General features: G+C 46.2%; 23 protein-coding genes. 13 read left to right on the top strand and 10 right to left on the bottom strand.

The features are described from left to right. Nucleotide 1 precedes the first annotated feature (1 nt). From ACTJJJ_RS24705 to ACTJJJ_RS24695, 3 genes are all read left to right on the top strand, one after another. Nucleotides 2-823 (top strand): hypothetical protein, encoded by an 822-nt coding sequence (locus tag ACTJJJ_RS24705; RefSeq protein ID WP_440703314.1) that lies wholly within the window; start codon nucleotides 2-4, stop codon nucleotides 821-823. An 81-nt stretch (nucleotides 824-904) separates the two neighbouring features. Further along, the gene (locus tag ACTJJJ_RS24700) at nucleotides 905-1,132 is read left to right on the top strand and encodes a hypothetical protein (RefSeq protein WP_188936649.1); all 228 of its coding nucleotides are present in this window, start codon (nucleotides 905-907) and stop codon (nucleotides 1,130-1,132) included. Nucleotides 1,133-1,237: 105 nt separating this feature from the next. Next, nucleotides 1,238-2,278: a bifunctional transcriptional activator/DNA repair enzyme AdaA gene (locus ACTJJJ_RS24695; protein ID WP_440703313.1), complete on the top strand. Its 1,041-nt coding sequence runs from the start codon at nucleotides 1,238-1,240 to the stop codon at nucleotides 2,276-2,278. 5 nt (nucleotides 2,279-2,283) lie between these two features. Here ACTJJJ_RS24695 and ACTJJJ_RS24690 read toward each other — a convergent pair whose 3' ends face one another. Then, nucleotides 2,284-3,267 (bottom strand): glycoside hydrolase family 43 protein, encoded by a 984-nt coding sequence (locus tag ACTJJJ_RS24690; RefSeq protein ID WP_440703312.1) that lies wholly within the window; start codon nucleotides 3,265-3,267, stop codon nucleotides 2,284-2,286. Nucleotides 3,268-3,436: 169 nt separating this feature from the next. Between ACTJJJ_RS24690 and ACTJJJ_RS24685 the strand changes: the two genes are divergently transcribed. The 3 genes from ACTJJJ_RS24685 to ACTJJJ_RS24675 all read left to right on the top strand — a co-directional run bounded on the left by ACTJJJ_RS24685 (nucleotide 3,437) and on the right by ACTJJJ_RS24675 (nucleotide 7,928). Further along, nucleotides 3,437-4,324, top strand: a complete 888-nt coding sequence (locus tag ACTJJJ_RS24685; RefSeq protein ID WP_440703311.1) for an N-acyl homoserine lactonase family protein — start codon at nucleotides 3,437-3,439, stop codon at nucleotides 4,322-4,324. A 353-nt stretch (nucleotides 4,325-4,677) separates the two neighbouring features. After that, nucleotides 4,678-6,921, top strand: a complete 2,244-nt coding sequence (locus tag ACTJJJ_RS24680; RefSeq protein ID WP_188936643.1) for a glycosyltransferase family 4 protein — start codon at nucleotides 4,678-4,680, stop codon at nucleotides 6,919-6,921. Then, entirely contained in the window at nucleotides 6,918-7,928 is a 1,011-nt protein-coding gene (locus tag ACTJJJ_RS24675; RefSeq protein ID WP_440703310.1) for a glycosyltransferase family 4 protein, read from the top strand. Before ACTJJJ_RS24680 ends, ACTJJJ_RS24675 begins: the two co-directional genes overlap by 4 nt. On the opposite strand, the gene ACTJJJ_RS24670 is transcribed toward ACTJJJ_RS24675, so the two are convergent. The 3 genes from ACTJJJ_RS24670 to ACTJJJ_RS24660 all read right to left on the bottom strand — a co-directional run bounded on the left by ACTJJJ_RS24670 (nucleotide 7,925) and on the right by ACTJJJ_RS24660 (nucleotide 10,594). Continuing rightward, the gene (locus ACTJJJ_RS24670) at nucleotides 7,925-9,397 is read right to left on the bottom strand and encodes a glycoside hydrolase family 130 protein (protein WP_440703309.1); all 1,473 of its coding nucleotides are present in this window, start codon (nucleotides 9,395-9,397) and stop codon (nucleotides 7,925-7,927) included. The genes ACTJJJ_RS24675 and ACTJJJ_RS24670 overlap by 4 nt on opposite strands. A gap of 9 nt (nucleotides 9,398-9,406) precedes the next feature. After that, the gene (locus ACTJJJ_RS24665) at nucleotides 9,407-10,333 is read right to left on the bottom strand and encodes a lysophospholipid acyltransferase family protein (protein WP_426291874.1); all 927 of its coding nucleotides are present in this window, start codon (nucleotides 10,331-10,333) and stop codon (nucleotides 9,407-9,409) included. A gap of 69 nt (nucleotides 10,334-10,402) precedes the next feature. Beyond that, on the bottom strand, nucleotides 10,403-10,594 hold the full coding sequence (locus tag ACTJJJ_RS24660) for a cold-shock protein (RefSeq protein ID WP_188936635.1): 192 nt from the start codon (nucleotides 10,592-10,594) through the stop codon (nucleotides 10,403-10,405). 958 nt (nucleotides 10,595-11,552) lie between these two features. Between ACTJJJ_RS24660 and ACTJJJ_RS24655 the strand changes: the two genes are divergently transcribed. Together ACTJJJ_RS24655 and ACTJJJ_RS24650 are read left to right on the top strand one after the other, a co-directional pair. After that, nucleotides 11,553-12,965 (top strand): tyrosine-type recombinase/integrase, encoded by a 1,413-nt coding sequence (locus tag ACTJJJ_RS24655; protein ID WP_440703308.1) that lies wholly within the window; start codon nucleotides 11,553-11,555, stop codon nucleotides 12,963-12,965. Between the two features lie 58 nt (nucleotides 12,966-13,023). After that, nucleotides 13,024-13,992: a hypothetical protein gene (locus ACTJJJ_RS24650; protein WP_440703307.1), complete on the top strand. Its 969-nt coding sequence runs from the start codon at nucleotides 13,024-13,026 to the stop codon at nucleotides 13,990-13,992. A gap of 4 nt (nucleotides 13,993-13,996) precedes the next feature. On the opposite strand, the gene ACTJJJ_RS24645 is transcribed toward ACTJJJ_RS24650, so the two are convergent. The 3 genes from ACTJJJ_RS24645 to ACTJJJ_RS24635 all read right to left on the bottom strand — a co-directional run bounded on the left by ACTJJJ_RS24645 (nucleotide 13,997) and on the right by ACTJJJ_RS24635 (nucleotide 16,130). Beyond that, entirely contained in the window at nucleotides 13,997-14,614 is a 618-nt protein-coding gene (locus ACTJJJ_RS24645; protein WP_440703306.1) for a hypothetical protein, read from the bottom strand. Beyond that, on the bottom strand, nucleotides 14,611-15,588 hold the full coding sequence (locus ACTJJJ_RS24640; RefSeq protein WP_440703305.1) for a hypothetical protein: 978 nt from the start codon (nucleotides 15,586-15,588) through the stop codon (nucleotides 14,611-14,613). Before ACTJJJ_RS24640 ends, ACTJJJ_RS24645 begins: the two co-directional genes overlap by 4 nt. Before the next feature lie 119 nt (nucleotides 15,589-15,707). Continuing rightward, nucleotides 15,708-16,130: a ribonuclease E inhibitor RraB gene (locus ACTJJJ_RS24635; protein ID WP_440703304.1), complete on the bottom strand. Its 423-nt coding sequence runs from the start codon at nucleotides 16,128-16,130 to the stop codon at nucleotides 15,708-15,710. Nucleotides 16,131-16,249: 119 nt separating this feature from the next. Between ACTJJJ_RS24635 and ACTJJJ_RS24630 the strand changes: the two genes are divergently transcribed. The 5 genes from ACTJJJ_RS24630 (at nucleotide 16,250) to ACTJJJ_RS24610 (ending at nucleotide 20,839) form a co-directional block, all read left to right on the top strand. Beyond that, nucleotides 16,250-16,591 (top strand): helix-turn-helix domain-containing protein, encoded by a 342-nt coding sequence (locus tag ACTJJJ_RS24630; RefSeq protein ID WP_440703303.1) that lies wholly within the window; start codon nucleotides 16,250-16,252, stop codon nucleotides 16,589-16,591. Between the two features lie 15 nt (nucleotides 16,592-16,606). Then, nucleotides 16,607-17,833 (top strand): primase-helicase family protein, encoded by a 1,227-nt coding sequence (locus ACTJJJ_RS24625; RefSeq protein WP_440703302.1) that lies wholly within the window; start codon nucleotides 16,607-16,609, stop codon nucleotides 17,831-17,833. A gap of 80 nt (nucleotides 17,834-17,913) precedes the next feature. After that, nucleotides 17,914-19,011 (top strand): toprim domain-containing protein, encoded by a 1,098-nt coding sequence (locus ACTJJJ_RS24620; protein WP_440703301.1) that lies wholly within the window; start codon nucleotides 17,914-17,916, stop codon nucleotides 19,009-19,011. A 284-nt stretch (nucleotides 19,012-19,295) separates the two neighbouring features. Beyond that, nucleotides 19,296-19,847: a BfmA/BtgA family mobilization protein gene (locus ACTJJJ_RS24615; protein ID WP_440703300.1), complete on the top strand. Its 552-nt coding sequence runs from the start codon at nucleotides 19,296-19,298 to the stop codon at nucleotides 19,845-19,847. Nucleotides 19,848-19,873: 26 nt separating this feature from the next. After that, nucleotides 19,874-20,839: a DUF5712 family protein gene (locus tag ACTJJJ_RS24610; RefSeq protein ID WP_440703299.1), complete on the top strand. Its 966-nt coding sequence runs from the start codon at nucleotides 19,874-19,876 to the stop codon at nucleotides 20,837-20,839. Nucleotides 20,840-21,078: 239 nt separating this feature from the next. Here ACTJJJ_RS24610 and ACTJJJ_RS24605 read toward each other — a convergent pair whose 3' ends face one another. From ACTJJJ_RS24605 to ACTJJJ_RS24595, 3 genes are all read right to left on the bottom strand, one after another. Then, nucleotides 21,079-22,323 carry a hypothetical protein gene (locus ACTJJJ_RS24605; RefSeq protein ID WP_440703298.1) on the bottom strand — a complete coding sequence of 415 codons (1,245 nt, stop codon included), beginning with the start codon at nucleotides 22,321-22,323 and terminating at the stop codon, nucleotides 21,079-21,081. Further along, nucleotides 22,221-22,658 (bottom strand): DUF2442 domain-containing protein, encoded by a 438-nt coding sequence (locus ACTJJJ_RS24600; protein WP_440703297.1) that lies wholly within the window; start codon nucleotides 22,656-22,658, stop codon nucleotides 22,221-22,223. The genes ACTJJJ_RS24605 and ACTJJJ_RS24600 overlap by 103 nt, the downstream gene beginning before the upstream one ends. Before the next feature lie 199 nt (nucleotides 22,659-22,857). After that, a complete protein-coding gene (locus ACTJJJ_RS24595) occupies nucleotides 22,858-23,238 on the bottom strand; it encodes a hypothetical protein (RefSeq protein ID WP_440703296.1) in 381 nt (126 codons plus the stop codon). Nucleotides 23,239-23,532 lie beyond the last annotated feature (294 nt).

Genomic DNA, 23,532 nt, shown 5'->3' with positions numbered 1-23,532 from the left:
GATGAAAAACATTCTTTTAACATTCCTGATCAGCCTGGTCGGGGCCGGGGCCATGTATGCCCAGGATCTTATTGTAACCACTGCCGGGGATTCTATTCCGTGCAAAATCACGCGCGAGCAGGGTGGCTATGTGTATTTTACTTACAAAAAACTCGGTGTGCCTGCCAAAACCCTGATGGCCGCCAGCAGCATCGCCAGTAAACGTACCGACTTCTATGATACTCCCGTCGAAATCGTTTCAAAACCAACATTCAGCCGCTGGCAGTACCGATTTCAGGGAGGTTATTCGCGGCGTATCGCTCGTACCAGCGACCAGGTTCCCTCGGGCGCCAGGAGCTACATCAATAAAATGAAATCGGGCTACACGTTGGGAGGGGATATCCATTACTTCATTTCGGAGCCGTTCGGACTAGGTGTGAAGTACAATCATAGCCATTATCAGTATAAAACTACCGGTTTCGAAGACAAGGTCAATCTCAATTACTTCGCAGTGTCCGGGCTGAACAGGTTTATTCTCAGGACCGGAAGCGAAGTATATATGGGAGGGAATATCGGCTACCAGGCCTATAAAGATCAGGTGAGCGCCAACGGAGCTCCCGTCGGCATTACCGGTGGTACGGCGGGGGTGGGATTGGAAGTCGGTTACGGGATGAGGATGAGCCATGGTTCGAAATTATACCTGAACCTTTCGCTGCTGAGTGGGACCATTACCAAGGTAAATGTAGAAAGTGGTGGACGGAAGGAAACCGTAAAGCTTGAAAAAGAAGAATATGAAAGCCTGGCCAGGCTAGAACTGACACTTGGCATTGTGTTGGGTCATTAATCCGGCATGCAGGCATAAAATTTGAGGTAATGCAGTAAAAGAGGGCAGAAATGCCTTTTTTTATTACAAAATGCGACAATAATGAAAGACAGAAAGCTCCCGGAAGACCAATCACAGGTTTTGTTTACAGATATGAACGGCGTTCCTCGTGAAGGCACCTATAAAAAGGCTTCGAAAGCATTTGTGGAAGCCATTGGAGACGAAGGACCCGAGGATACCGGCAACATTTACCCGGAAGAAGATATTGTGTCTTGGGAATATCTCGATAAAAGAGACCGGCCCAACCCGGACATCATGGTAATCCTCTAAATAGCCAGCAAAGCACTGTTGTTGCCAAAAAAATACTTGTTAATTTTCCGGTTGTCGGCCTGTTATAGCTGTCCTAATTTTGGCTATCAAATCAAAATCGGACCTATGAATCTTTCAAAAGAAAGGATGTATCAGGCTATTATAGAAAAGGATAGCCAATTTGAAGGTGTTTTCTTTACAGCCGTAAAAACAACCGGTATTTTTTGCCGCCCAACCTGCACCGCCCGAAAACCTAAAATTGAAAATGTCGAATTTGTCTTTTCTGCAAAGGAGGCATTTCAGAAAGGGTACCGGCCTTGCAAGGTTTGCAGACCGTTGGAACACGCACATCAGACGCCGGAAGTTATCCGCTCGCTTTTGGACAAGCTGACCGACGATCCATCCCTCAAATTTAAAGACGCTGATCTGCGTGTCCTCGGGCTTGAACCGCATTCGGTCCGGCGCTGGTTTCTGAAGAATCATCAGATGACTTTTCAGGCATACCAAAGAATGTACCGAATTAATTCCGCGTTCAAACACATTCAGCAGGGCCAATCAGTTACAGCAGCGGCTTTTGACTCCGGTTTCAATTCCCTTAGCGGCTTCGGAGACTCGTTTAAGAGCATTTTCGGGTTTTCGCCGTTAGGGGGGAAAACACGGCAAGTGATAGACCTGACAAGGCTCGAAACACCTTTGGGCACCATGTTTGCCTGCGCAACAAAGGAGGGTTTGTGCCTATTGGAGTTCACGGACAGGAAAATGCTGGAAACCGAGTTCCGTTTTCTTTCAAAATCCATGAATGCCATTATCGTTCAGGGCGAAAATGAGCACTTCGCATTGCTGAAAAAAGAGCTTGGGGAGTATTTTGCCGGGACAAGGAAGGAATTTTCTGTCCCCATTCATAAAGTGGGTTCTGACTTTCAAAACAAGGTCTGGCAAGCATTGCAGACTGTACCGTACGGTGAAACCCGGAGCTATCAGCAGCAGGCGGCGATGATTACAAGCCCGAATGCAATTCGAGCGGTAGCTAATGCCAATGGCATGAACAAAATATCAATTCTTGTACCCTGTCACAGGGTCGTTGGCGCGGATGGCAGCCTAACCGGTTACGGTGGCGGAATATGGCGCAAGCAATGGCTACTCGACATGGAGAAGGCCCATAAGTAGATTCCCTATTCGCCAGCCAATACGGGCACAATTACCTCATTCCCTTTTACACTGAAAGTATAAACACCGGCCCGCTCGTCCCAATGCTTTACTACCGGTACTATGCGCGTCCTGCGCGGGCCCACCTTGTTGGGGGAGTTGTGAATGTGGTATACATAATACAATTGCTTGTCCAGCCCCTCAAACAGGTCACCATGCCCGGAACCGTTCTCGCCAACTATCGAGCGGTGAATGATAGGGTTATTCTTATATTTTACCCAGGGCCCGTAGGGTGAATCGGCGACGGCGTAGCCAATAGCGTAATCGATGTTTTGGAAATGGTTGGCCGAATAAAACAGGTAATATTTATTTTTCAATTTTGTCACGGTCGGGCCCTCCATAATGGGGCCTGATTTGTAGTTAGGCGTTGATTCCCAGGGTTCTGTTCGTTCGAAACATCTTTTAAGGGTCTGAGGTTTTATCTTTCCCGTATTCATGTCGAACTCTGCTACATACAAATAATTGCCTTTATCAAAGCGTACACAGTAGAGGTAATACTTGCCATCTGTATCCTTGAAAACATATGAGTCGATATTTTTCTCGGACCCATCAATAGGCCCGATTTCTCTTTGCCTGTACGGGCCCAATAACGATTTCGACTCCGCCAATACCGTTTGTTCATCGGCTGTGTAGGTAATGTAATAGGTGCCCTTATCTTTGAATATTTGTGGAGCCCAGAAGCCCTTGGTGCCGAAGGTGTGGTCGCCTTTGGTTAAAATAGTACCCAACGAATCTTGTGATTTTGCAGGTACTGCCCATGTTTTCAGATCCTTGGATTCCAAGAAAGCAAAGCCTTGCGGCCCGTCGCTTCCTCCTTTTGATCCGGTAAGGTAATACTTGCTTCCCTCAACATATATGGTTACATCAGCAAAGAAAATCTCTCGTTTTGCCTGCGCAGATGCCTGAATTGCGGAGAACAAAAGGAAAGAATAGAGGAGAATCGATTTCATTTATGGATTGTTTATAAGTTAAAACCACATCAACTACCGTTCCGAAAGTGCTCCCGGCTGCCATTTCTCCTCTTGGAAGTCCTTATATTCGTCTTCTTCAAGTTTTCAGATATAAGCGGCCTGATCAAGTATCCGCTGTTTTTTACCTAAACATTTTTATCTCAAACCTATGCTTCGAATTTACAGACAATCGCTAGGCATCAGGCCCGCCCGCATCGCTATGCTATGGTTTCTTTTCTGTATCGCGTTTTCAGCAAACGCCCAGCAGAACAATGCATACGAGGTTTTTGCAATAAAATTTGCGGGAACCGACCAGCCGTTTTATGAAGGAGAGTGGGCCGACGGGGCACCCAAGGATGTACCGGTGCCGATCAGCTTCATGTTTTGGGTACTGAAAGGAAGCAATGGCAAAAATGTGCTGGTAGATGCGGGGTTTCTTCCTGAGAAAGTGAAGGAAGAAGCATTTTTCAAAATTGCAGGTTATATCCGGCCAGATTCGGCATTGCTGAAAGTGGGTTTAAAAGCCGGGGACATTACCGACATGATCATTTCTCATCCGCATTGGGACCACATAGGAGGATTAGGCCTGTTTCCCAATGCCCAGGTATGGATGCAGCGGCTCGATTTCCAGGGTTTCGTGGGTACTGCATGGCAAAAGGATGGAAACAAAGGAGGCCTTGCAAAGGAGGATGTTCGCTCGGTGGTGGAGTTGAATCTGGTAGGCAAGCTCAATCTTATCGATGGAGACAACAAAGAGATATTGCCCGGTATCAAGGTTTTTACGGGTTCAAAGCACACTTATGACTCTCAATATGTGCTGGTCAACAATGGAAAGGAGAATGTCATCATAGCATCCGACAACATCTGGATTTATTACAGCCTGGATCACCTCGCCCCGCCTTCTCCCGGCGGTACGCATGACCCGAAAGGCTACGTGGATGCTATCAGGCGAATGAAAACGCTCGTCGGCGATCCCAAATACATTTTGCCGGGGCACGACTCGCGTGTGTTTGAGCGGTTTCCGAGTGCGGTAAAGGGCGTCGCAGCCATAAAATAGCAATCGGTCAAAGAGCTAGCCAGACTTAGTGCTGGCCGGCCATATCATTTTGAGTTGTTTGCTTGACGGAAACGCACGTCATCTATTCGTCCTTCGACTTAGTATCCCGTTTCTCCTTTTTGTCCGCGCGCTTTTCTTTCAGGTTTTTGGCGGGCTTTTTCTTGTCGGTTTTCTGCTGGTTTTTTTCTGTTGACATGGTTTTTAGTTTTGTTGTAAGGTAGGTTCTTTTGCTTGATATTCAACACTTTTCATTAATTCATGGTGATTCGCGGAAGTATTTGACTGCTGCTGAAATAGTCGCGGATAATGCCGTTTAATTAGGTTATCTTAGGAGAAATCAACAAACGGCAAAAATGAAAATTGCGTTTATAGGAACCTACCCACCCCGGGAGTGCGGAATTGGCACATTTACCCAAAACTTATTTCATTCTACCGTCGGAGCGGATGCCCTGGTCAGTGGTTCTGAGGGTTTTGTGGTCGCCATAGACGACAATGGCCTGCATTACGATTATCCCAAAGAGGTGAAGCTTACTATCCGGCAGGAAGAGCAGACCGATTACCTCGAAGCGGCCAATGTCATTGACCTGAGCGGGGCGGATGTATGTATTCTCGAACACGAATTCGGCATATTCGGGGGGCAGAACGGCATTTATATCCTGCCTCTTTTGTACCGATTAAAAATTCCGTTGATAGTGACGTTGCATACCGTTTTAAAAACACCTTCATACAATCAGAAGGCTGTTATGACAGAGATATGCAAAATAGCGCAGTCAGTTGTCGTCATGAGCCAGACGGCGGTCGATATGCTTTCGGAGGTGTATCAGGTGCCAGCCGACAAGATCGCCCGGATCGCTCATGGTGTGCCAGATATACAGTTTGACCAGCTTCTGGCGAAGAAAGAGTTCAAGCTTTCCTCCAAACAGGTTCTGCTAACCTTCGGCTTTATCGGGCGGAACAAAGGGATTGAGACAGTCCTGAGGGCCTTGCCCGAGGTAGTTAAGAAGTACCCGCAACTTGTCTACATTGTGCTTGGTAAAACACACCCCAACGTAGTCAGACATGCCGGGGAAGAATACCGCGTCTTCCTTGCAGGCCTGGTCAAACAACTGGGAATTGAAAAGCACGTCGTGTTTCTGAACGAGTTCATCGGTCAGGCCGAGCTTTTCAAATACCTTTCGGCCTCCGATATCTACATCACCCCTTATACCAGCGAGGCCCAGATCACCAGTGGGACACTTTCCTATGCGATCGGCGCCGGTAATGCGGTGATCTCTACGCCCTACTGGCATGCGGCAGAACTGCTCGCCGATGGCAGGGGGCGCCTGTTCAATTTCCACGATTCGCCGGCACTTACCGAAATACTCCTTGAATTGCTCGATCATCCCGAGCAAATGTGGCAGCTCAGAAAAAATGCATTTGATTATGGTCGCGAAATAACCTGGCCGAAAATTGGGGAGAAATACCTGGAATTGGCGGAGTCAATAGTGGAAATCGGGCTGGATATTGAATCGGGCAATCCGATGATTCTTGACCCGCTTACGCTTCCGCCATTCCTGCTCGATCATGTGCAGCGGCTCACCGACGACACGGGCATTATTCAGCACGCCAAATACGGGATCCCAAACCTGAAAGAAGGGTATTGCCTGGATGACAATGCGAGGGCTTTGCTGATGGTTTTGATGACCTACAAAAGAAATAAGCATCCGCTCGCCCTAAAACTGTCGCCCACCTATTTGAGCTACATCAATTACATGCAGACCCAGGACGGTATGTTCCGGAACTTCCTAAGTTTCAACCGAAACTTCCTGGATGAAGTTGGGTCGGAGGACTCTTTCGGTCGTACGATCTGGTCTTTGGGTTATCTGCTCGGTAATGCGCCTAATGACGCCTATTACCAGACGGGCCGCGAGATTTTCTTCGCCGCCGTTCCCAATTTTACCAGTCTAAAATCTATCCGAAGTATTGCCAACACCATTGTCGGGGTGTGCCATTACCTCAAAAGCAACCCGACTGACGAAGGGATGATCAAAATACTGGAGACCCTGACCAACAGGCTCCTTGCGGATTACGACATCCACCGCAGCGATGACTGGCAATGGTTTGAATCCCTGCTGGCCTACGACAATGCATTTTTGCCTTTGGCGCTCTTGCATGCGGCAGAGTTTTTACACGATCCCCGCGTTTTAGAAGTAGCCAGAGAGAGTATGGATTTCCTTTCGGATGTGACGCTTCGTAACGGCTATTTATCCGTTGTGGGCAACCAGGATTGGTACAGCAGAGACCGCGAGCAATCGATGTTTGCCCAGCAGCCGCTGGATGCGCTTGCCATGGTATTGATGTTCCATCAGGCTTTCCGGCTTACCAAAGATCAGTCTTACATTCAGAAGCTTTACACCTGTTTCATGTGGTTTTTGGGAGAAAACGACCTCCGGGTAAGCCTCTACGATTTTGAAACAAAAGGTTGTTGCGACGGGTTGGAAAGCTCAGGGGTGAACCGAAACCAGGGGGCTGAAAGCACATTGGCCTATCTGATCTCACATTTGAGCGTGCTTGAAGCGTTTGAAGAGATCACCAAAATGGATGCGGAACTGGTATGAAGGTCGCTATATTGTCATCGATCGCCTGGCGTACGCCGCCCCGGCAGTACGGCCCCTGGGAGCAGGTGGCTTCGTATCTGACGGAAGGGCTCGTCGAGAAGGGGATCGATGTGACGCTTTTTGCCACAACCGATTCGGTAACTGCGGCAACTCTGGAGGGAACTTGCGAGGTACCTTACGCCGAAGACAGGAATATCGACCCGAAGGTGGCAGAGTGCTTGCATATCAGTCACTTAATGGAAAATGCCGGGCGGTTTGATCTGATCCACAATCATTTCGATTTTCTCCCATTGACCTACTCAAAACTGATCCACACGCCGATGCTGACGACGATCCATGGTTTTTCCTCTCCCAAAATTATGGATGTGTACCGGAAGTATAATGACTCATGCTCGTACGCATCAATCAGCAATGCCGACCGCAGCATCGAGCTGGATTACATCGCAACAGTATATAACGGTGTTGATGGCAAGGATTTTCCTTTCGAGACAAGTCCGCAGGATTATCTACTGTTTTTCGGGCGTATCCATCCCGAGAAGGGAACAATGGAAGCGATTCAGATAGCCAGGGAGTCGGGAAAGATCCTGTTGATCGCGGGGCTGATCCAGGACGACGCCTATTTTGAGCAAAAAATCAAACCCTGTATCGACGAAAGATCCGTTTATTATATTGGAAATGTAGGGCCATCCGAGCGCAAAACGTTGCTGGGAAAGGCTCTCGCCCTGCTTCATCCGATTCAGTTCGACGAACCCTTTGGTTTAAGTGTCGCTGAATCGATGTTCTGCGGCACGCCTGTAATCGCCTTCAACCGTGGCTCGATGTGCGAGCTGGTCGTCGACGGAAAAACCGGTTTCCTGGTTCAGACAATCGGTGACGCGGTTGAGGCTGTTGAAAAGATATGGCAACTTGACAGACAGGAATGCCGCCAATGGGCGAAAGCCATGTTTTCGAAAGAAAAGATGGTTGACAATTATCTGACGGTATATGAACAAATACTTGGTCGTTAACTTTTGTCCCGGAGAAGGTCTTCCAACAATTCTTCCAAATTGACTGCGGCGTAGGTAGAAGCATAGTCGGAGGTGGCGTAAGGAATAATCAGACTCTGATTGTGCACAAAGGCACCGCAGGAATACACTACGTTCGGTACATAGCCGTCGCGCTCGCTTGCGTTGGGGATTAGCAAAGGATCAGTCAGGCGTCCGATTTCATTTTCAGGGTTTTCCAGTTCAAACAGCGAGGCACCAAGCACGTACTCGCGCATCGGTCCCACTCCGTGGGTCATTACCAGCCATCCGGCCCGCGTTTCTATGGGCGAGCCACAATTTCCAATTTGAACAAATTCCCAGGGGAACTTTGGTGTTTGGATCAAAGTTGCCTTTCGCCAAACACTGATATTTTCTGAGTAAGCAATGTAATTGTTGACGCCATCGATACGGCAAAGCATGGCGTATTTGCCGTTGATTTTGCGGGGAAACAGTGCCATGCCCTTGTTCTGCGCAATTTCTCCGTGAAGTGGCAGTACTTTGAAATGGTAAAAGTCGCGGGTAGTCAACAGCTTGGGCAGTATATTGGCGCCGTCGTATGCGGTGTAAGTAGCATAGTAGGTCTGCTGTTGCTTGTCATCTGTAAAACAGACAAACCTTGCATCTTCGATACCCCGCTTTTCCGTATCGGCGATGGGAAAGATCACGCGTTCAGAAATGTCGGTGTCCAGGGAGAAATCCATTTCGTAATGCGACGAGGCCAGCCACATTACCTCCCGGAGAAATAGCGCGCCCGGAATATCCATTCCCGGCAAACTGCTGGTTTCTTCCACATACCTTTTAAGCTCTTCGTAAGTGAAGGTCTCCGTTAGTTTTCCTTCAATAGCCGGGTACGCAAGATTATCCAAGTCCTGCATTTCGCCAAGTTTCGACAAAAACGACTTTTTCTTATATATGTGGTTCCGGACATGCTCGGGAGAGTCGAGCAATCGCCCCGGTGTATCGATGGTGATATCATTATTTTGGTCAATGAGTGCAGACCGGAATACGATCGAAGATATATGGCCTTCCCCCGTAGCACGGAAGCTGAGGATAATCCGGGTTTCACCGGGCTCGGTACCGGACTGGTCCGGGTCGGCCACAATGGACGGATTGAAGAACGCGGCGGCTTCGATGGAGTATTCCATCGTGAAATAGGCACCGATTAGCAGACGCTGCTTTGTTTCCAGGTCCTGCGGGTTGATTTTCATGGTCTCTAGCAAGGAGTCCAGCTTTCGGAAATGCCGCTCAAACACTTTCAGGATATTCCGGTGCCGTTTAGCGTATTTTCTCAGGACGTTGTTTAATTGCCGTACCTGGGTGCTTGTATCGAGGGTGAGAATAAGCGAGATTAACTGCCTGCTCCGATCGTCTCCGTTGTATAGAAATCGTGCAATTACACGGCTGGAATCAGGTTGAAAAACAGTGTCCTTCCGAATAAGATGTGCGGCCATAGTAAGTATTTAAGATGCGTGAATTGCATTGGCTGCCGGAATCTTCCAACGGTTGTGTGACCACAGCCAGTAAGATGGCGCGCGGCTGATGCTCTTTTCGAGAAAATGGTAGTAGGCCTTTGTAATGCTTAGGGGTGTGGATCGGTCGGGATGTTCCATCAGCCGAAATGTAAACTCGTAGCTGAAACGGGATCTTTTTTGGGATTCAACATAGACGACTGCTGCATGCGATGATGCCGCCATCCTTTCCCCTCCCGTTTGAACGGCAGTATCCTGGTCCAGAAAAGAAATATGGAATTTGTCGTTTCCCGGCGCAGGCCGCTGATCCGCAATGACAACCAGCAAGTTGGGTATAGCAGTTTGCCGCAGTAGTGACAACGCCTGTCGGTAGAATCCCTTTTTGGGGATAAGTTTGACTCCCAAAAATGACCGCAGTCTGATCATCAAGCTGTCGAGCAAACTATTTTTGATCGGCGAATACGCTGAATAGACCGGGTAGTCCGTCACTTGCGGAAGATTTATCAGGTACTCCCAGTTTCCGTAATGTGATGCGAATACTATTACTGGCCGACGGTCTGTATAGAGCAACTCCAGAACTTCCGGATTTATGTAGTTGGCCAGACGCTTTCTGAGTCGCTCGGGTGCCAGGTAAAACAAAAAAGGTTCAAGTAGCAGATCGCTCATGTGACGGTAATAAGCGCTCATAAGCTTACGAATCTCGCGGGAAGGTTTGGTCGGGAAAGAGCTTGTCAAATTTTTTCGAATAACCGATTTCCGGTATTGCAGTACAAACCGAAGCAAAAAGGAAAGCAGGATAGAAAGGAACGCAGTCGAGCAAAGCAAAACTTTACCAAAAAGCGTAGCAGGCAGCTCTGTTAATAGCGATGCCACAATCTGCCGTAACGATCTCCGGTGTTGCTCGATGCTGGTTTTCATAATATATGGTCTAAAACAAAAAATCCTCCACACCGGGAGGATTCTGTTATACTTTGTATGTCCGGTCGCTTAGATAATAGTTACATTAACTGCGTTCAGGCCTTTTCTCCCTTCTTCTACTTCGTAAGATACACTGTCATTCTCACGGATATCGTGATTGAGACCACTAGTGTGTACAAAAATATCATCTCCGCCATTTTCCGGAGCAATGAACCCAAACCCTTTGGTATCATTAAAAAACTTAACTGTTCCTTTATTCATAACATTATTTTAAAATATTTACCAAATTTAGAATAAAATTTTGTAAATAAAAATCAATTAAGAAATATTTAGAATAATATTTCATTTCTTGGAGAATGATCCGCTTTCAAAAAACGCTTTAATACATCTCACGCCGGTGATGCGAAGCCTGCTCGATGGCCGTTAAAACCTGACTTTTTGAGTGTCCGTGAACATGGAAAAGTTGTTGCCTTCGCACATGGAGCGGCTCGGATTAGTCTGCACATACAGGTTTGGATAGACTTTCAGAAAAAAAGCGAGCCCTAGCATATTACACTAGGGCTCGCCGGACATCATCTTATTGCATCAATCAGTTCACTGGAATAGGGATCAACTCCCTTTCGAAAAAGGCCTGCATCTTTTTGTCACTGTCGCCAATTTCTTCACAATAGTAAATACGCTTCAAATACTTTTTGATCGTCAACCGCTTCCGGGGGTCTGTTAGCAACGAGACCAACCCCCCTATCATATGTTTGTTTTCCATCTTGGAAGATAGGAAACATAAACGGTTATAACTAATTGGATCTAAATTAAATGCTTGTTTTTCAATTACTTTATTCTCGGATGACCTGATAAGGCGGTCTCGTCGGTTAAGATGGTGAGAGCGCAAGGGCGATGTGTCATTAGTCTGATTGAGTCACTGGACTCACAGTGAAAAATCCTCAAATTGTTTGCAAATAAAAAAGCACTTATCGAGTTTTATCTCGTAAGTGCTTGATTGTCAAGTGGGCCCACCTGGAATCGAACCAGGCACCTACTGATTATGAGTCACGTCGAAATTGTACTTTTTTAATTTTTCATATTTTTGATTATTTATTTAATTGTCTGTTAATTAGGGTTTTGTGATTTTTATTTTTTGATATACTTGTCGTTTGTTTTGGATGTTTTCATATGTTTGTATTGCAAGTGTATTGCAACCACTACCAAATGACAAGAAATCATGGGCCCCGTTACAATCAATTTATTCCTCGATAAGCGGACTTCAAAAGAGGGTGAAGGCATAGTGAAATGGTTGGTCTCCTTCAACGGGAAGCAGAGACTTTTCACCACCGGTATTAAGGTGCTGGATGAAGATTGGGCATTTCTGAAAAAGCACAGAAATGGAATTCCAGGGCAAGTTAAAAATGACTATCGTCGGAAGTTGTGGAACATGCTATACGGAACCTATTTTGTAGAGGATCAAACCGGCAAGGAAGTGGAGAGTTATATGGCCCGAGCGAAAACCGTTATCTCCAACCTTCGTGGTGATTTTAGTTTTGAAGTGTTCGCATATGAAATAAGTATGTATGGTCAGGAGAGGAAGCCGTTGGAAGACCGGAAGGATCAAAATAACGTTATCACGGCGCTGAAATCGAAAGCGGAGTCAATGACGCTGCAAGGTAGAATCGGTAACGCAACCAGTTATCACTCGGCTGCTGCTTCTCTTGCCCGTTTCGTGGGCTCTCTCACGGTTGAACAGCGATATGAATATTTGCATTTTATTGCCCCAAAAGGAAAGGTTGTTGCCGCAGAGGACCTGGTTATAAAATTTGAACACCTGACGTCGAAGCTGCTTACTATGTATGAGAAATGGATGCTTAAACATGGAAAAGCAGCAAAAAGCAAAAAAGGAAAAGCAGTTCCAGCTTCCATTACCACGGTGGGTATTTATGGCCGCCATATTAGATCCGTGTTTAATGATGCCATCGAGAATGGGGTTGTAAATCGTGATTTGTACCCCTTTACAAAAAATCGTTATACCATTCCGGCAGGTACCAACACAAAAAAGGCGTTGACGAAAGCCGAGGTGCTAAGTATTATTGCTTACGAATGTAAGCCAGGTATGGAGCAGCGCAGTCGGGACTTGTGGGTTTTTTCGTACCTATGTAATGGAATGAATATGAACGATATATGTCGGCTAAAATGGGAAGATGTTCAATCCGGAAGCTTGACGTTTGTGCGACAAAAAACGGCGCGAAGCAGGAAGAGCAATCAGTCACGAATTAAAGTGACTTTACTACCTGAAACAGTGGAGATCATCGAAAGATGGGCCAGTGAAGACCGGAAGCCGACGAAACACGTATTCCCATTTCTTATGAATGATATGACAGCGGAGAGAGAAAGGATTGTAATCAGTCAGGTCATTAAGATTACCAATCAATATATGAGGGGAATTGCCAAAGAGCTTGAAATTCAAAGCGATGTGAATACGTACAGTGCCAGACACTCCTTTGCCACAATCCTTCTTCAATCCGAAGCTCCGCTGGCCTTCATTAGTCAGGCGCTTGGTCACACATCGATTTCTACGACAGAAAGTTACCTGGGAAGCTTCGATGATGAAAAAACAAAGAAATACCTGAGCGCGTTGTTGTAGTATCTCAGGGCAGTCTGAATTCCAAAAAATACCAGTGCGCCGAAACTAAATCCCAGGCATGGATCATTTCAAAGAGTATTTCACTTTTATCCAAAAATTTGATTTGCGCCTTTCTGAAATGCGGGACAAGCGGAAATCGTCCAAAGCCGGGCCCATCACAGGCCTGGGATATAGCATCAAACACCAGAACCCGTACTTCTCGTTTGAGTTTCGTCAGCGGCTGCGGATTTTGAAAGAGCTCGCCTTAATTGACATCTTTGGCGTCGACCGGAAAAACAGAAACGCATATCTCGGTCAGACCAGGAAGCTGCTGATCCAGTTCAATCGGTTCTGGGAGAATTACTTCAACAACAATCCGACCGCGGGTGAAGTATACCGGGATGATTTTCTGCTGATAATCGAACTCGGTGAAATTTTTTGCACCACGATATTGGAGCCAGGCAAAATGGATGTCATCGTTACGCCCGAATTCGTTGACGACTTGTGCGACTCCGTCCGGGAAAGGGAGGAAAGCCTCGCCCAGTTTTTCGAGGAGATCAACGCGCTTGAAAATACGGAGGAACATGATACCGACCTTCGGACAGTCGAAGTGAACCCCAAACCATTACGTGTTCGCCGTTTCCCTGTTTTTACGGAAGGTATAGCCGAGCAATTTTTCCGAATTTTTAAGGAATATTTCGACATACAGGAACAGCCGTCCCTATTCTCACTTCTGACAACTAACGCTTCTCCCAAAAGAAAGCTACTTTTCAACAGCAATGGTAATCAGCTAGCAGACGCTTTCAAACAGCTGATCGAAGGGAATCTGATCGTTTCCTGCAACAAGGCGGAACTTGAAAGCTGGATTATTGCGCACTTCCGGTATGTCTCAAATGGTCATGCGAAATCCTTCACAGCTGGCTACCTGAATGGAATTATCTCCTCCGACGCTAAAATCTGTAAGTCTCCAATTTTGACTGTGAACAGGAAAAGTTCTGGTTTGATATTGGTTCCCGTCGGCAGGACGAAAAAGCGGAGCGGGGACTAAATCATTAGACCTTGCTTACCCGACCAATCCATACGTGGCCAACTTTTTTGCTATACATTGTCTCGTCCCGACCTTCAAGTACGTCTTTCTCTTCGATGAAACCCTTTCTTAGGAGATTGTTAATGTCATCTTCATCTAGCTCTTCAATTTGTTTGAAGCACAAATCTTCATCATCGTGCACCTGCCAAGTGAATAGTTGCAATTCTGGGATGCTTTTTGCCCAACAGAGGGGTAGCGACTTATTTTTTGAACTCTTTTTGTAATAGTTGTCCCTAGCTCCGCCAAAACTATCAACCTTTGCACACACAACTTCGCTTCTGATAGTATTCGGATAGTTCAGCCAGATTTGAAGGTCGTAGGGAATCTTCTGGCGATCAAAAATCTCTTGCCAAAGATTATGGATTACGACCAGTTTTTGGATTATTAAACGAAAATACCAATCTGGTGGTACCCTTTCAGTTACCCGTGTCCAAGGATCAATTCTTATTTTGACATATTCTTCGCCCTTCACTTCGAAGTAGCTTAGATCAGGCATTTTGTTGGCCTCGAACCATCGATCTATTTTCTTAACCTTTCTTTTCCAGCCTCTGATTCTCTTTTTATTGGTGTTTGTAAAGCTCATTTCTTGTACTCTTCTTGTACCTCAACCTGCTCTTTGATGTGTTGCAAAACCCGATTGTGAATTTTGTGCACGATAAAGTCACTCCACATTGTCCAGTAAAACCCTGGGCGGATTTTGTTGACGTACCAAGTAGTCCCTTCCAATAAAGTATGACCATCCGGAAGCTTTGTAAGCTTAAACTGCCCTTCCTTCGAAATCCAATAACCATGCAAGTGATTAGGGCGGACATCATAAAAGCTGACTTCCTTCATGGATGCTGGTTGCTCCTCGACAGAAAACTTCAACAGCCTGGGTTCATCCCAAACCGTGATAGGCTCCACAAAACTTCCCGTTGAAAAATTACAGCGCCTAACAGCTCCTACACCGCTTCCTTTGATCGTTGCGTCAATAGGGTAAGCAATACCAGTCTTGAAAATGAGCTCAGTCGGCTCACCTAATCTTGGAAATGCGATGACATTGTCCCAGACTTTCTCTGGCGTGGCGTTTATTTTGACAGAGCTTGTTACCGACCTTAAATCATCGTCCTTGACGGCTTTTCCTTCAAATGCCATTAACGCAGGAACGGATAATAACAGCAGAGTACCAGCAGCCCGGGTCCCATTATTAGACATATTGGGAAGAAAGATTCGTGCAACCAAGTACCCTAAGTATGTAAGCAGAAGGCCTATCGGTGCTGCCATTATCAGGCAGATGATACCTTCCCAAGCGAAAATCAGCAGTCCAATGCAGAAAATTAGCAAAGTTAGATATGCATTATTTCGGATCTTTTTATCCGGCTCCTGCTTTTTATGGCCGTACATTAGTGTGGAAGTCGCTCCAATTACAAAAGGGAGCCATAGGAACAATCCGTAAGAGTACGCCCTTAGAATATCGGTGCTAAAATACGTGCAGGCCCAACCAAACGAGCAGGGTACTGCAATCGACAGTACCTTCCTTAAAGAAAACGTGTGGGTGGAGTTATCAAATTGCGACATTGTTTCAATAAAAGAAGAGGATCAGTATGGATCAAATCTCATAACTTGCTAGACAGTTTTCAATTCATAGCCTTAGAAATAATCGATATAGATCTTGAAGACCTGGCGGTTTTGGATTACTAGGGAACAATATTTTTGTCCCGCTCAATTGCTTTGCTTGGATCCACATTGCCTACATCAAACCCATCGTAAGTTATTTCATATTTCTCGGCTAACCTGTATAACTTCTCATTGAGCTCGAACAGGCTTTTCGCATTGTGAATTTCCTTTCTTTCCAGATGCAACCAATAATCCTTCTTATCACCACGGTAAGTCTTGACGAACACAAAGTTTTCGACAACCAGTTCGCTTTTAATCTGCTCAAAACTATGTCGCTTGAGTGCTACAAAAAAATATCCCCATAACATTGTCTTATCCGTATTAACGCCATCCGCCTTCATCTTGGAAAACATGCTTTCGATTTGCTCGAAAGGTATTTTTTGCGATTTCGCGTTCGAGCAAAAGAACAGGCTAAACAGAATAGACCAAAAAACTTTTTTCATTACTATCTACAAAAATCAAAAAATGTCAGTAGGTAAAAGTAAGGTGACACCACTGCCTACTTGTAACCCTCCAAAACAACGACATAACATTGCGGTATCAAACAAAAACACCAATTGTTATGGAGCAATATTCATTCGACCAACTCCCGCGTGCGGTTTCAGAGCTTCACCAGAAGCTTGACAATCTTCAAGACCTGTTAATGGAATCCCGGCAGCCCCTTCCAGAAGCAGCCGAACTAATGACCATTTCCCAGGCGGCCGAGTTTCTTAACCTTTCGGTGCAGACGCTATACGGGAAAGTGTGCCACAGGGAGATTCCTGTAAGCAAGAAAGGCAAGCGGCTCTACTTCTACAAGTCTGAATTAGAAGACTGGATTAAATCAGGAAAGAAAAAAACCATGGCTGAGCTGCGAGAGCAAATTCCATCTCTGGGAGGGCCTGCCAAGAGCAAACTTCGCTAAGCTAATTCCTGTATCATGACAAGCAGCAATTATCCGTTGAATCTGCCAGGCAGCTACATACGGGTTCAGACTGGCTATTACAAAAAATGTATGCAGCCGACCGTCAGTAAGGAATTTGTCGAAATGTGGATCCCATGGTCGGCTGAGATGCTCAGACAAGACCTTGAACCTAGCCAGATCAAAAAGATCCGGAAATTCGATGGTTTCTGTTGCGTCCCAGATCATTTAGACTACAAAGAGACCGTCGGGAACTTTTACAATCTCTATCATCGGCTGGAAGCGAAGCCAGAACCAGGCGACCCGGTAATTACACTCGGATTTATCAAGCACATATTCGGAGAGCAATATGAATTGGGCTTAGATTATTTAAGCCTGCTTTATCAAAGGCCGACACAGAAGCTTCCTGTATTATGCCTGGTCTCGAAGGAGCGGAAAACCGGGAAAACTACCTTCCTGAATTTTCTAAAATTGATCTTTGGCAAGAACATGACCTTCAATGGCAACAGTGATTTCAGGTCTCAATTTAATTCCGATTGGATGAACACCCTGATCATTGCTGTGGATGAAGTGCTGCTCGACCGGCGGGAAGATTCGGAGAAAATCAAGAATCTCAGCACTGCAAGAAATTCCAAGGTTGAAGCCAAAGGGAAGGACCGTAAGGAAACCGAGTTCTTTGGAAAGTTTGTACTGTGCTCTAACAATGAAGAAAACTTCATTGTGATCGACCCTGCCGAAACGCGCTACTGGATACGAAAGGTACCAGTGCTCCAATCCGAAAATATTCACCTTCTCGACTCAATGGCCTGCGAGCTTCCCGCATTTCTGCATTATTTGCTCTCGCGCAACCTCTCGGTGCCGATCGCCCAAACCAGAATGTGGTTTTCGGAAAGACAGATACGTACCGAAGCATTAATGCGCGTCATTCGTAACAACCGTAACCGGCTGGAAACCGAAATGCTATTTATTGTGAGAGAAATCTTCGAAAATACAGGCATCGACAAGCTTGAATTCACCAATAAGGATATGCTTGAACTATTGAAGCGGAATATGCCCAGGCTCACCCGTCAGCAGGTTTCCAATGTGTTACAGAACGACTGGGGATTGAAACCGGCCGCCAATAGCCTGAATTATCAGACCTACCTATACAACGGCTGCAATGACCTGGCCGCAGTTCATTCAACCGGTAGGTATTACAGCATCACTACTGATTGGATCCGGGCAAAGTTTGATGAGAGCTTTTAATTGGAGTCCAACTCGTTAATTTTCAGCGCATAACACACTCATCAAGATATTCCTATTTATGATGAGGTTTGATGAGTACGATGAGAAAACTCATCAAGGCTGAAATGGATGATGAGGCTATGATGAGCGCTTATCTTATTTGCTATCAAGTCCTTATATCTACTTCTCATCATCTCATCGAAAAATACACGTCTACCAGCCCGCACAAAAAGAGGTTTGCTTATCAAATAAATAAAATCATGAACATCAAGCAGTTAAACGAGCTACCAATCACTGATTTTCTCAGTAAAATCGGTGTTGAACCTAGTTATACCAAGGGAGAAAACTACTGGTATTTATCCCCTATCCGTGACCCGGAGCGTTCTGCGTCGTTTCGGGTAAATACGTCGATTAACAGATGGTACGACTACGCCCTGCTGAAAGGTGGTGAGTTATTCGATCTGGCCGAACGGCTGTTTCCAAATCTGGATGCTTCCAGTGTGGTGGAAAAAATAAATGGCCTTTTTCTTTTTGAACGGCAAAATCATCCGGTAACAATTCTGTCGCAACCTATAAGGCAAAGCGTTACGGAAAAGCAGCCAAGTATTCCTGCTATTATCATCCGTGATATTAAGCCCCTGGGAAACAATCCCGCGATTAGCAGTTATCTGGCAACCCGGGGAATTCCACTTGAAGTTGCCCTTCCATATTGCAAGGAGGTCTACTATAAGATCGGGGGTTTTAACTATTTCGCCGCCGGTTTTGAAACCCGGTCAGGCGGCTATGAGCTCAGAAGTGAGTACTTCAAAGGCAGCTCTTCCCCCAAGGACATCACTCATATCCAGCTCGGCCACAAATCCGTCTGCGTAATGGAAGGCTTCACTGATTTTCTCTCCCTTCTCGCGTTACGAAAATCGGAGCCTGTCCGCAGCGACTTTGTTGTTTTAAACTCGGTCAGCCTGGCGGATCGAAGCCTGGATATCCTCAGAAGTTACCGGACGGTTTTCGTGTATCCAGACCACGATGCAGCCGGCACCAGGCTGCTGGAAAAGTTCGAGCATGCCGGGATCAACTTCGTTGATGCTTCCGGCATTTATCAAAATTACAAGGATCTGAACCAGATGCTGGTTGCAATCAAAGCGTCTGAAGACCAGGCCCGGCAACAGCGGCCCAAACGGTCGCAGGGACTGGGCATGTGAATTCTATTTCTAGCAGTTTCCCAAAAACGGCCGCAGTTTAAGCAGTGACGATAGCCGGCAACCGTGTCCTTTTCTTGTCAAAGAAAAGGAGCAAGCGGAAGTTGGGCAGAGCCCTACTTTGCTTGCCATTTGCGCTGCAAATGGGGTTTTGCGTATCCTCCGGGGATACGCCGATCTGTTTTTGCTGGTGAATGAAAAGAAAACAGGATACCAGACGGTATTCCTGATACACAAATTAAGGCATTTGGGCCTGTTCGGCCTTTTGCCATCAACAAAGCCAACATATGGAAGATATCAATGTAAAATCGGTCAGGTACCCTGCCACTGTCGACGAGAAGTTTGAGAAGATCGCCCTTAAGCTGGGGCGGACAAAACGGCAAGTCTTCATCCAGATGGTGGACTATTTCTATAAAAGCAAGAAAGATCCTTCGGATTTGAATGATGAACTTTTGAAGAATGCCTTGATGAAAAGCCACAAGGATTACATCGGCTTTATCCGAAAGCAGGAAGAGATCCTGCTCATCCCGATCAAGACCGAAATGGAACGGGTAGCTGAATCGCAGGACGAGATTGTTCAGCGGTTCAACAGCCAAATAGCCAAAGCCAACTCGGACCTTCTCAACAATCAAAATGAACTGGCGCGCCGGTTCAGGGAAACCGATGCGCTGATGGAAACAATCAGGAAAACCCAACGGAGCAAGGAGCTCTTGAAAGCGCAGTTTCTATATATCCTGGACAGCTATATCAAATCCAGGGACTCGTTTGGCATGATGACACTAGCCCGCGAGAAAGAAGAGCTGATTGCTGCCACCAAGATGCAGGTCAATTTATTGTAAGCAAAGTAAACAACAGATCACAAGTCATGTTCATTAACATCACCGACAGCAAGGAAGCCAACAATAAAGGGAGCAGTGGCGGACTGGTGCATTATCTGGAAAAAGAGAATCGGCTTGCCCCCAAGCAAAAAATAGAGCACTGGTTTAATGGGCAGCGGTCCGAAATCCGGCCCTATGAGGTCATCACCAAGATCGATAACAATATCGCCAAGCTCGGCAGGGGGGATGCGAAATTCTTTTTGGTCAATATCAGTCCGAGCCAGAAAGAAATTGCGTTCCTGAAAAAGCAGTACGGCGAGGAGGGCGCGAAAGAGCAAATGAAAGAATTTGCTGCCAGCGTGATGGATGAATATGCCCGGAACTTTAATCGTGATGGTATCGGCAGGCATCAAGACCTGATCTGGTTTGCTAAGCTGGAAAACTACCGTTACTATGGCCATAATGATCCCGAAGTCAAACAAGGTATCAAGATGAGAGGCGAGCGGAAGGAGGGTGAGCAGATGCACGTACAGGTAATCGTCAGCAGGAAGGATGCCACAAACAAGATCAAGCTTAGCCCTATGAACACCTCCCAGGGCAGGAATGCGGAGCATTCCAAAAAGATGGGCCAATTTGATCGGGTGGCTTTCAAACAGAGTGGAGAGAGCCTTTTTGATCGCAAGTTCGGGTTTGACAGGCAGCTTAAAGAGACGCTTGCCTATGCTAACGTCCAGAAAAACGGCAAACTGATGCAGCGGGAGCAGTTGAACGTTCTGATCAAAGCTGCTTCGAAAAATTACAAGAGCAGATCAGTGGCCAACGAGCTGGCGCTGGGTGTTTCCCAACGCTTGTTTGTTAACACGGCTGATATGCTAGCTGAAACAGGCAAATCAACAGCAGATTTTCTGAAAATATTGCTCGAGCCCTGCTATCCTGCCGGAACTGACCTGGTTCCAGAATATCTGAGAAAAAAAGGGAAGAAAAAATCGAGGGGCCAGCAGATCAAACTCTGAAATCCGGGGCAAAAACCAAATATTGTAACGCCGTTTGGGTCCGTATAGGCAAAGCAGCGTTACTTGCGACAAGTCGTTTTATACGACAAAAAACCAAGGCGCCCAAATCCTGGACACTGGAACTCGTAACCTTACTAGAAAGCCTGCTGAAAAAGAACCCGCGCCATCCGGACTCGCATTACCTGTACACACACGCACGAGAGGCTTCCGCAACTCTCGAAAAGGCTAGGTTCCAAGTTTCAGAAGGCGAAGCCGATCCCAGCTTTTGCTTGCAATTCCGCCCTGTTTACTTTTAAGAATCTTTTCTGAACGCTCGCCCCGGAATAGCTGACCGTGGCGTCGAAATACAACTTTTGAAACAAACGCTGTTGATATCCTGTCAAAATTCCCGCCGAGGTATCCCAGGAACTGAAAACAGCACGCTGAGGGTCAACCGGTACAATAAAGCGAATAACAGACCGGTAATAGTTGTACGCAAAACGGGAGCCGACGTACAATCCAGACAGGTTATCCGAGGCTTTTCCCTTTCTCACCTGGCGTTTTTGCAGATAGTACCAACGGAATTGTGCTTCCCCGACTACAACGAACGAACTGCCCCCAGACGAAGAATTGGTGGTTTCATTCCAAACACTCAGATTGACAGACAACGGACTCTTCCCCAACTTCCGCTCATAACCGACTTCCCCTCTGATTGATTGGCTTTCGATCCCTATATTCAGCTCAGGCAATCGGATTTTAAAATGTTGTTTCACGAAATAGTCGCAATGCAGAACATCACATAACGGGCCTTTATGATTTCTTTTCCAATCACCAAATGCGATCCCAAGCAAGGAACGCGAGGCTATCGCAAAGTTTCGGGCAGTAAAGCCTGGCACCTCGGGGTAGTCGGTCCGATACACTGACAGGTACGGGCTCACGTAGTAAAGGCCTAGCGAGAAATCTAGAAATCCATTCGAGAGAAACCGACTTTGAAGCCCATATGTGAGGCTAAAATGTTGCCTCGACCGGTGACTCTGAATAGCAGACAGCGATCTTTCGTAAGAAATCGCCAGATAACTCCCGCTAAAATTGTTCGCACTTTGCTGGCGGGCTATCCGCTTGTTCATTTCAAAATACCATCGGCTTCCAATACTCGCAAACAAATTCCTTCCGCTTAACTGCCGTTGGAAACGATTGATGGTCAGTGAATTCCCGTCAATGATTGCCCGTGACGTGAGTGTCGCCTCTAATGACCAGGCAGGCAATACCTTATATTCAAATGCAGCATTCAAGCCAATTCCGTTATAAGTAGTCGCCAGATACCCCAGCTTGAACATCTTGCGCGTGGGTATTTTGGTCATGAAAACATTTTCATAACGATCGATGAAGCGCTGCTCGGTGATCAAGCTGGTCTCTTCCGAGAATGTGACGGAAGTAGTGTCTTGGGCAAGTGCATGCGTGGCAAACGCCAGCGGTAGCATGAATACACGAAAAAATTGCCGCATCGATTTTTCAAATAAGGGCTGGGATTCAGCACAAAGAGGCCAAAGGTAACATCGATCGTTGTATGAGTTACAAATAAATATTGCCTACACTGCCTGTCCTTAATTTGTAATTCAAAGCTCAAATCTTCGTCCAGTGCTGGCCAGTGAATTTCGAAGGGGGAAAGCTCGAACTGCTCGCACTCTGCCTGGGAAGCATTGTAAAGCCTGGGAAACCACTCCAACGGCATACTCCGCTCTTCGCCTGATGCCGTCCGGATAAAAATGCGATCGTCTTGAAACCAAATAGCTCTCCATGCTGTGCTGCTACGATCCGGATTTAATGCTTTCCCATACATTCTCCGGATTGACTGTGATCACCTCCCCTTTTGCCTTACTCGATCTGGCTGTTTGACCTTCTTCTCAAAAGAAAGGCTGTAAAGGGTTCCTTTCCATTTTCCTGGGTCATTCATCATTCAAAACTTAGGTAAATTTAGCCGGCCTTACGGCCGGCGCGTGATATCGCTCAAAACCGGGCATTATTTGAGCCATGCTCAATTACATCCTAATTTTGATTTGCAAATTTCCTGAGGTGGAATCATTTAACGAAACGTACTTCACGTAAAGCTTTTGGCCATAATAGTCTCCCCTGTCGTCCACAATTTTCACTTTTCCCTTTGGTATTAATATCTCATTGGGAAAAGAGAATACCGTGTCCGCATCTGGCTCGCTTCCGGACCAAAGGATTTTCGCATCATGGCTAAGCTCTCCCTCAATCGTAAAATATGCAAATACAGGCTTCTTCTTGTTTTCGATGATGAAGTAGTCATCCTTTTTTACGTCGCTTACCTGATGATTGAATTTTTCAGACTTTAAGCCCAAGTCTTCGCAGCCAGTCAGAGCGGCAACCATCAAGCATAACAGTACTGTTTGTTTCATATGAATGTTCGTTGATTTCCTCGTTAACGCAAAAGTCGCATCTCCTTGTACAAAACGAAGAACTTCACCGATCCCAGGCTTCGCCGCTTGTTCTGTGTTTCCTCATTTAACATAAAATCCGTTATCCGAAATCCTCGGGCATTTTCTGGCTTCTGTCCTGTTTCCGACTGTCAAATTCAAAAGAAGATGAGAATTTACAGAACTTGGTGAGAATCTGGATGTCCACCCTGTTCGAAAAATAAGTTAGAATACTAATCATCAACATATTATCTTCAATAGCCCAACCAAACTATT

Source organism: Dyadobacter sp. 22481 (genome assembly GCF_052044875.1).
In the GTDB taxonomy this organism is placed as follows: Bacteria; Bacteroidota; Bacteroidia; order Cytophagales; family Spirosomataceae; genus Dyadobacter; species Dyadobacter endophyticus.
Note: the sequence above shows the minus strand (reverse complement) of the source record. Positions and strands in the feature narration are given on the sequence as shown.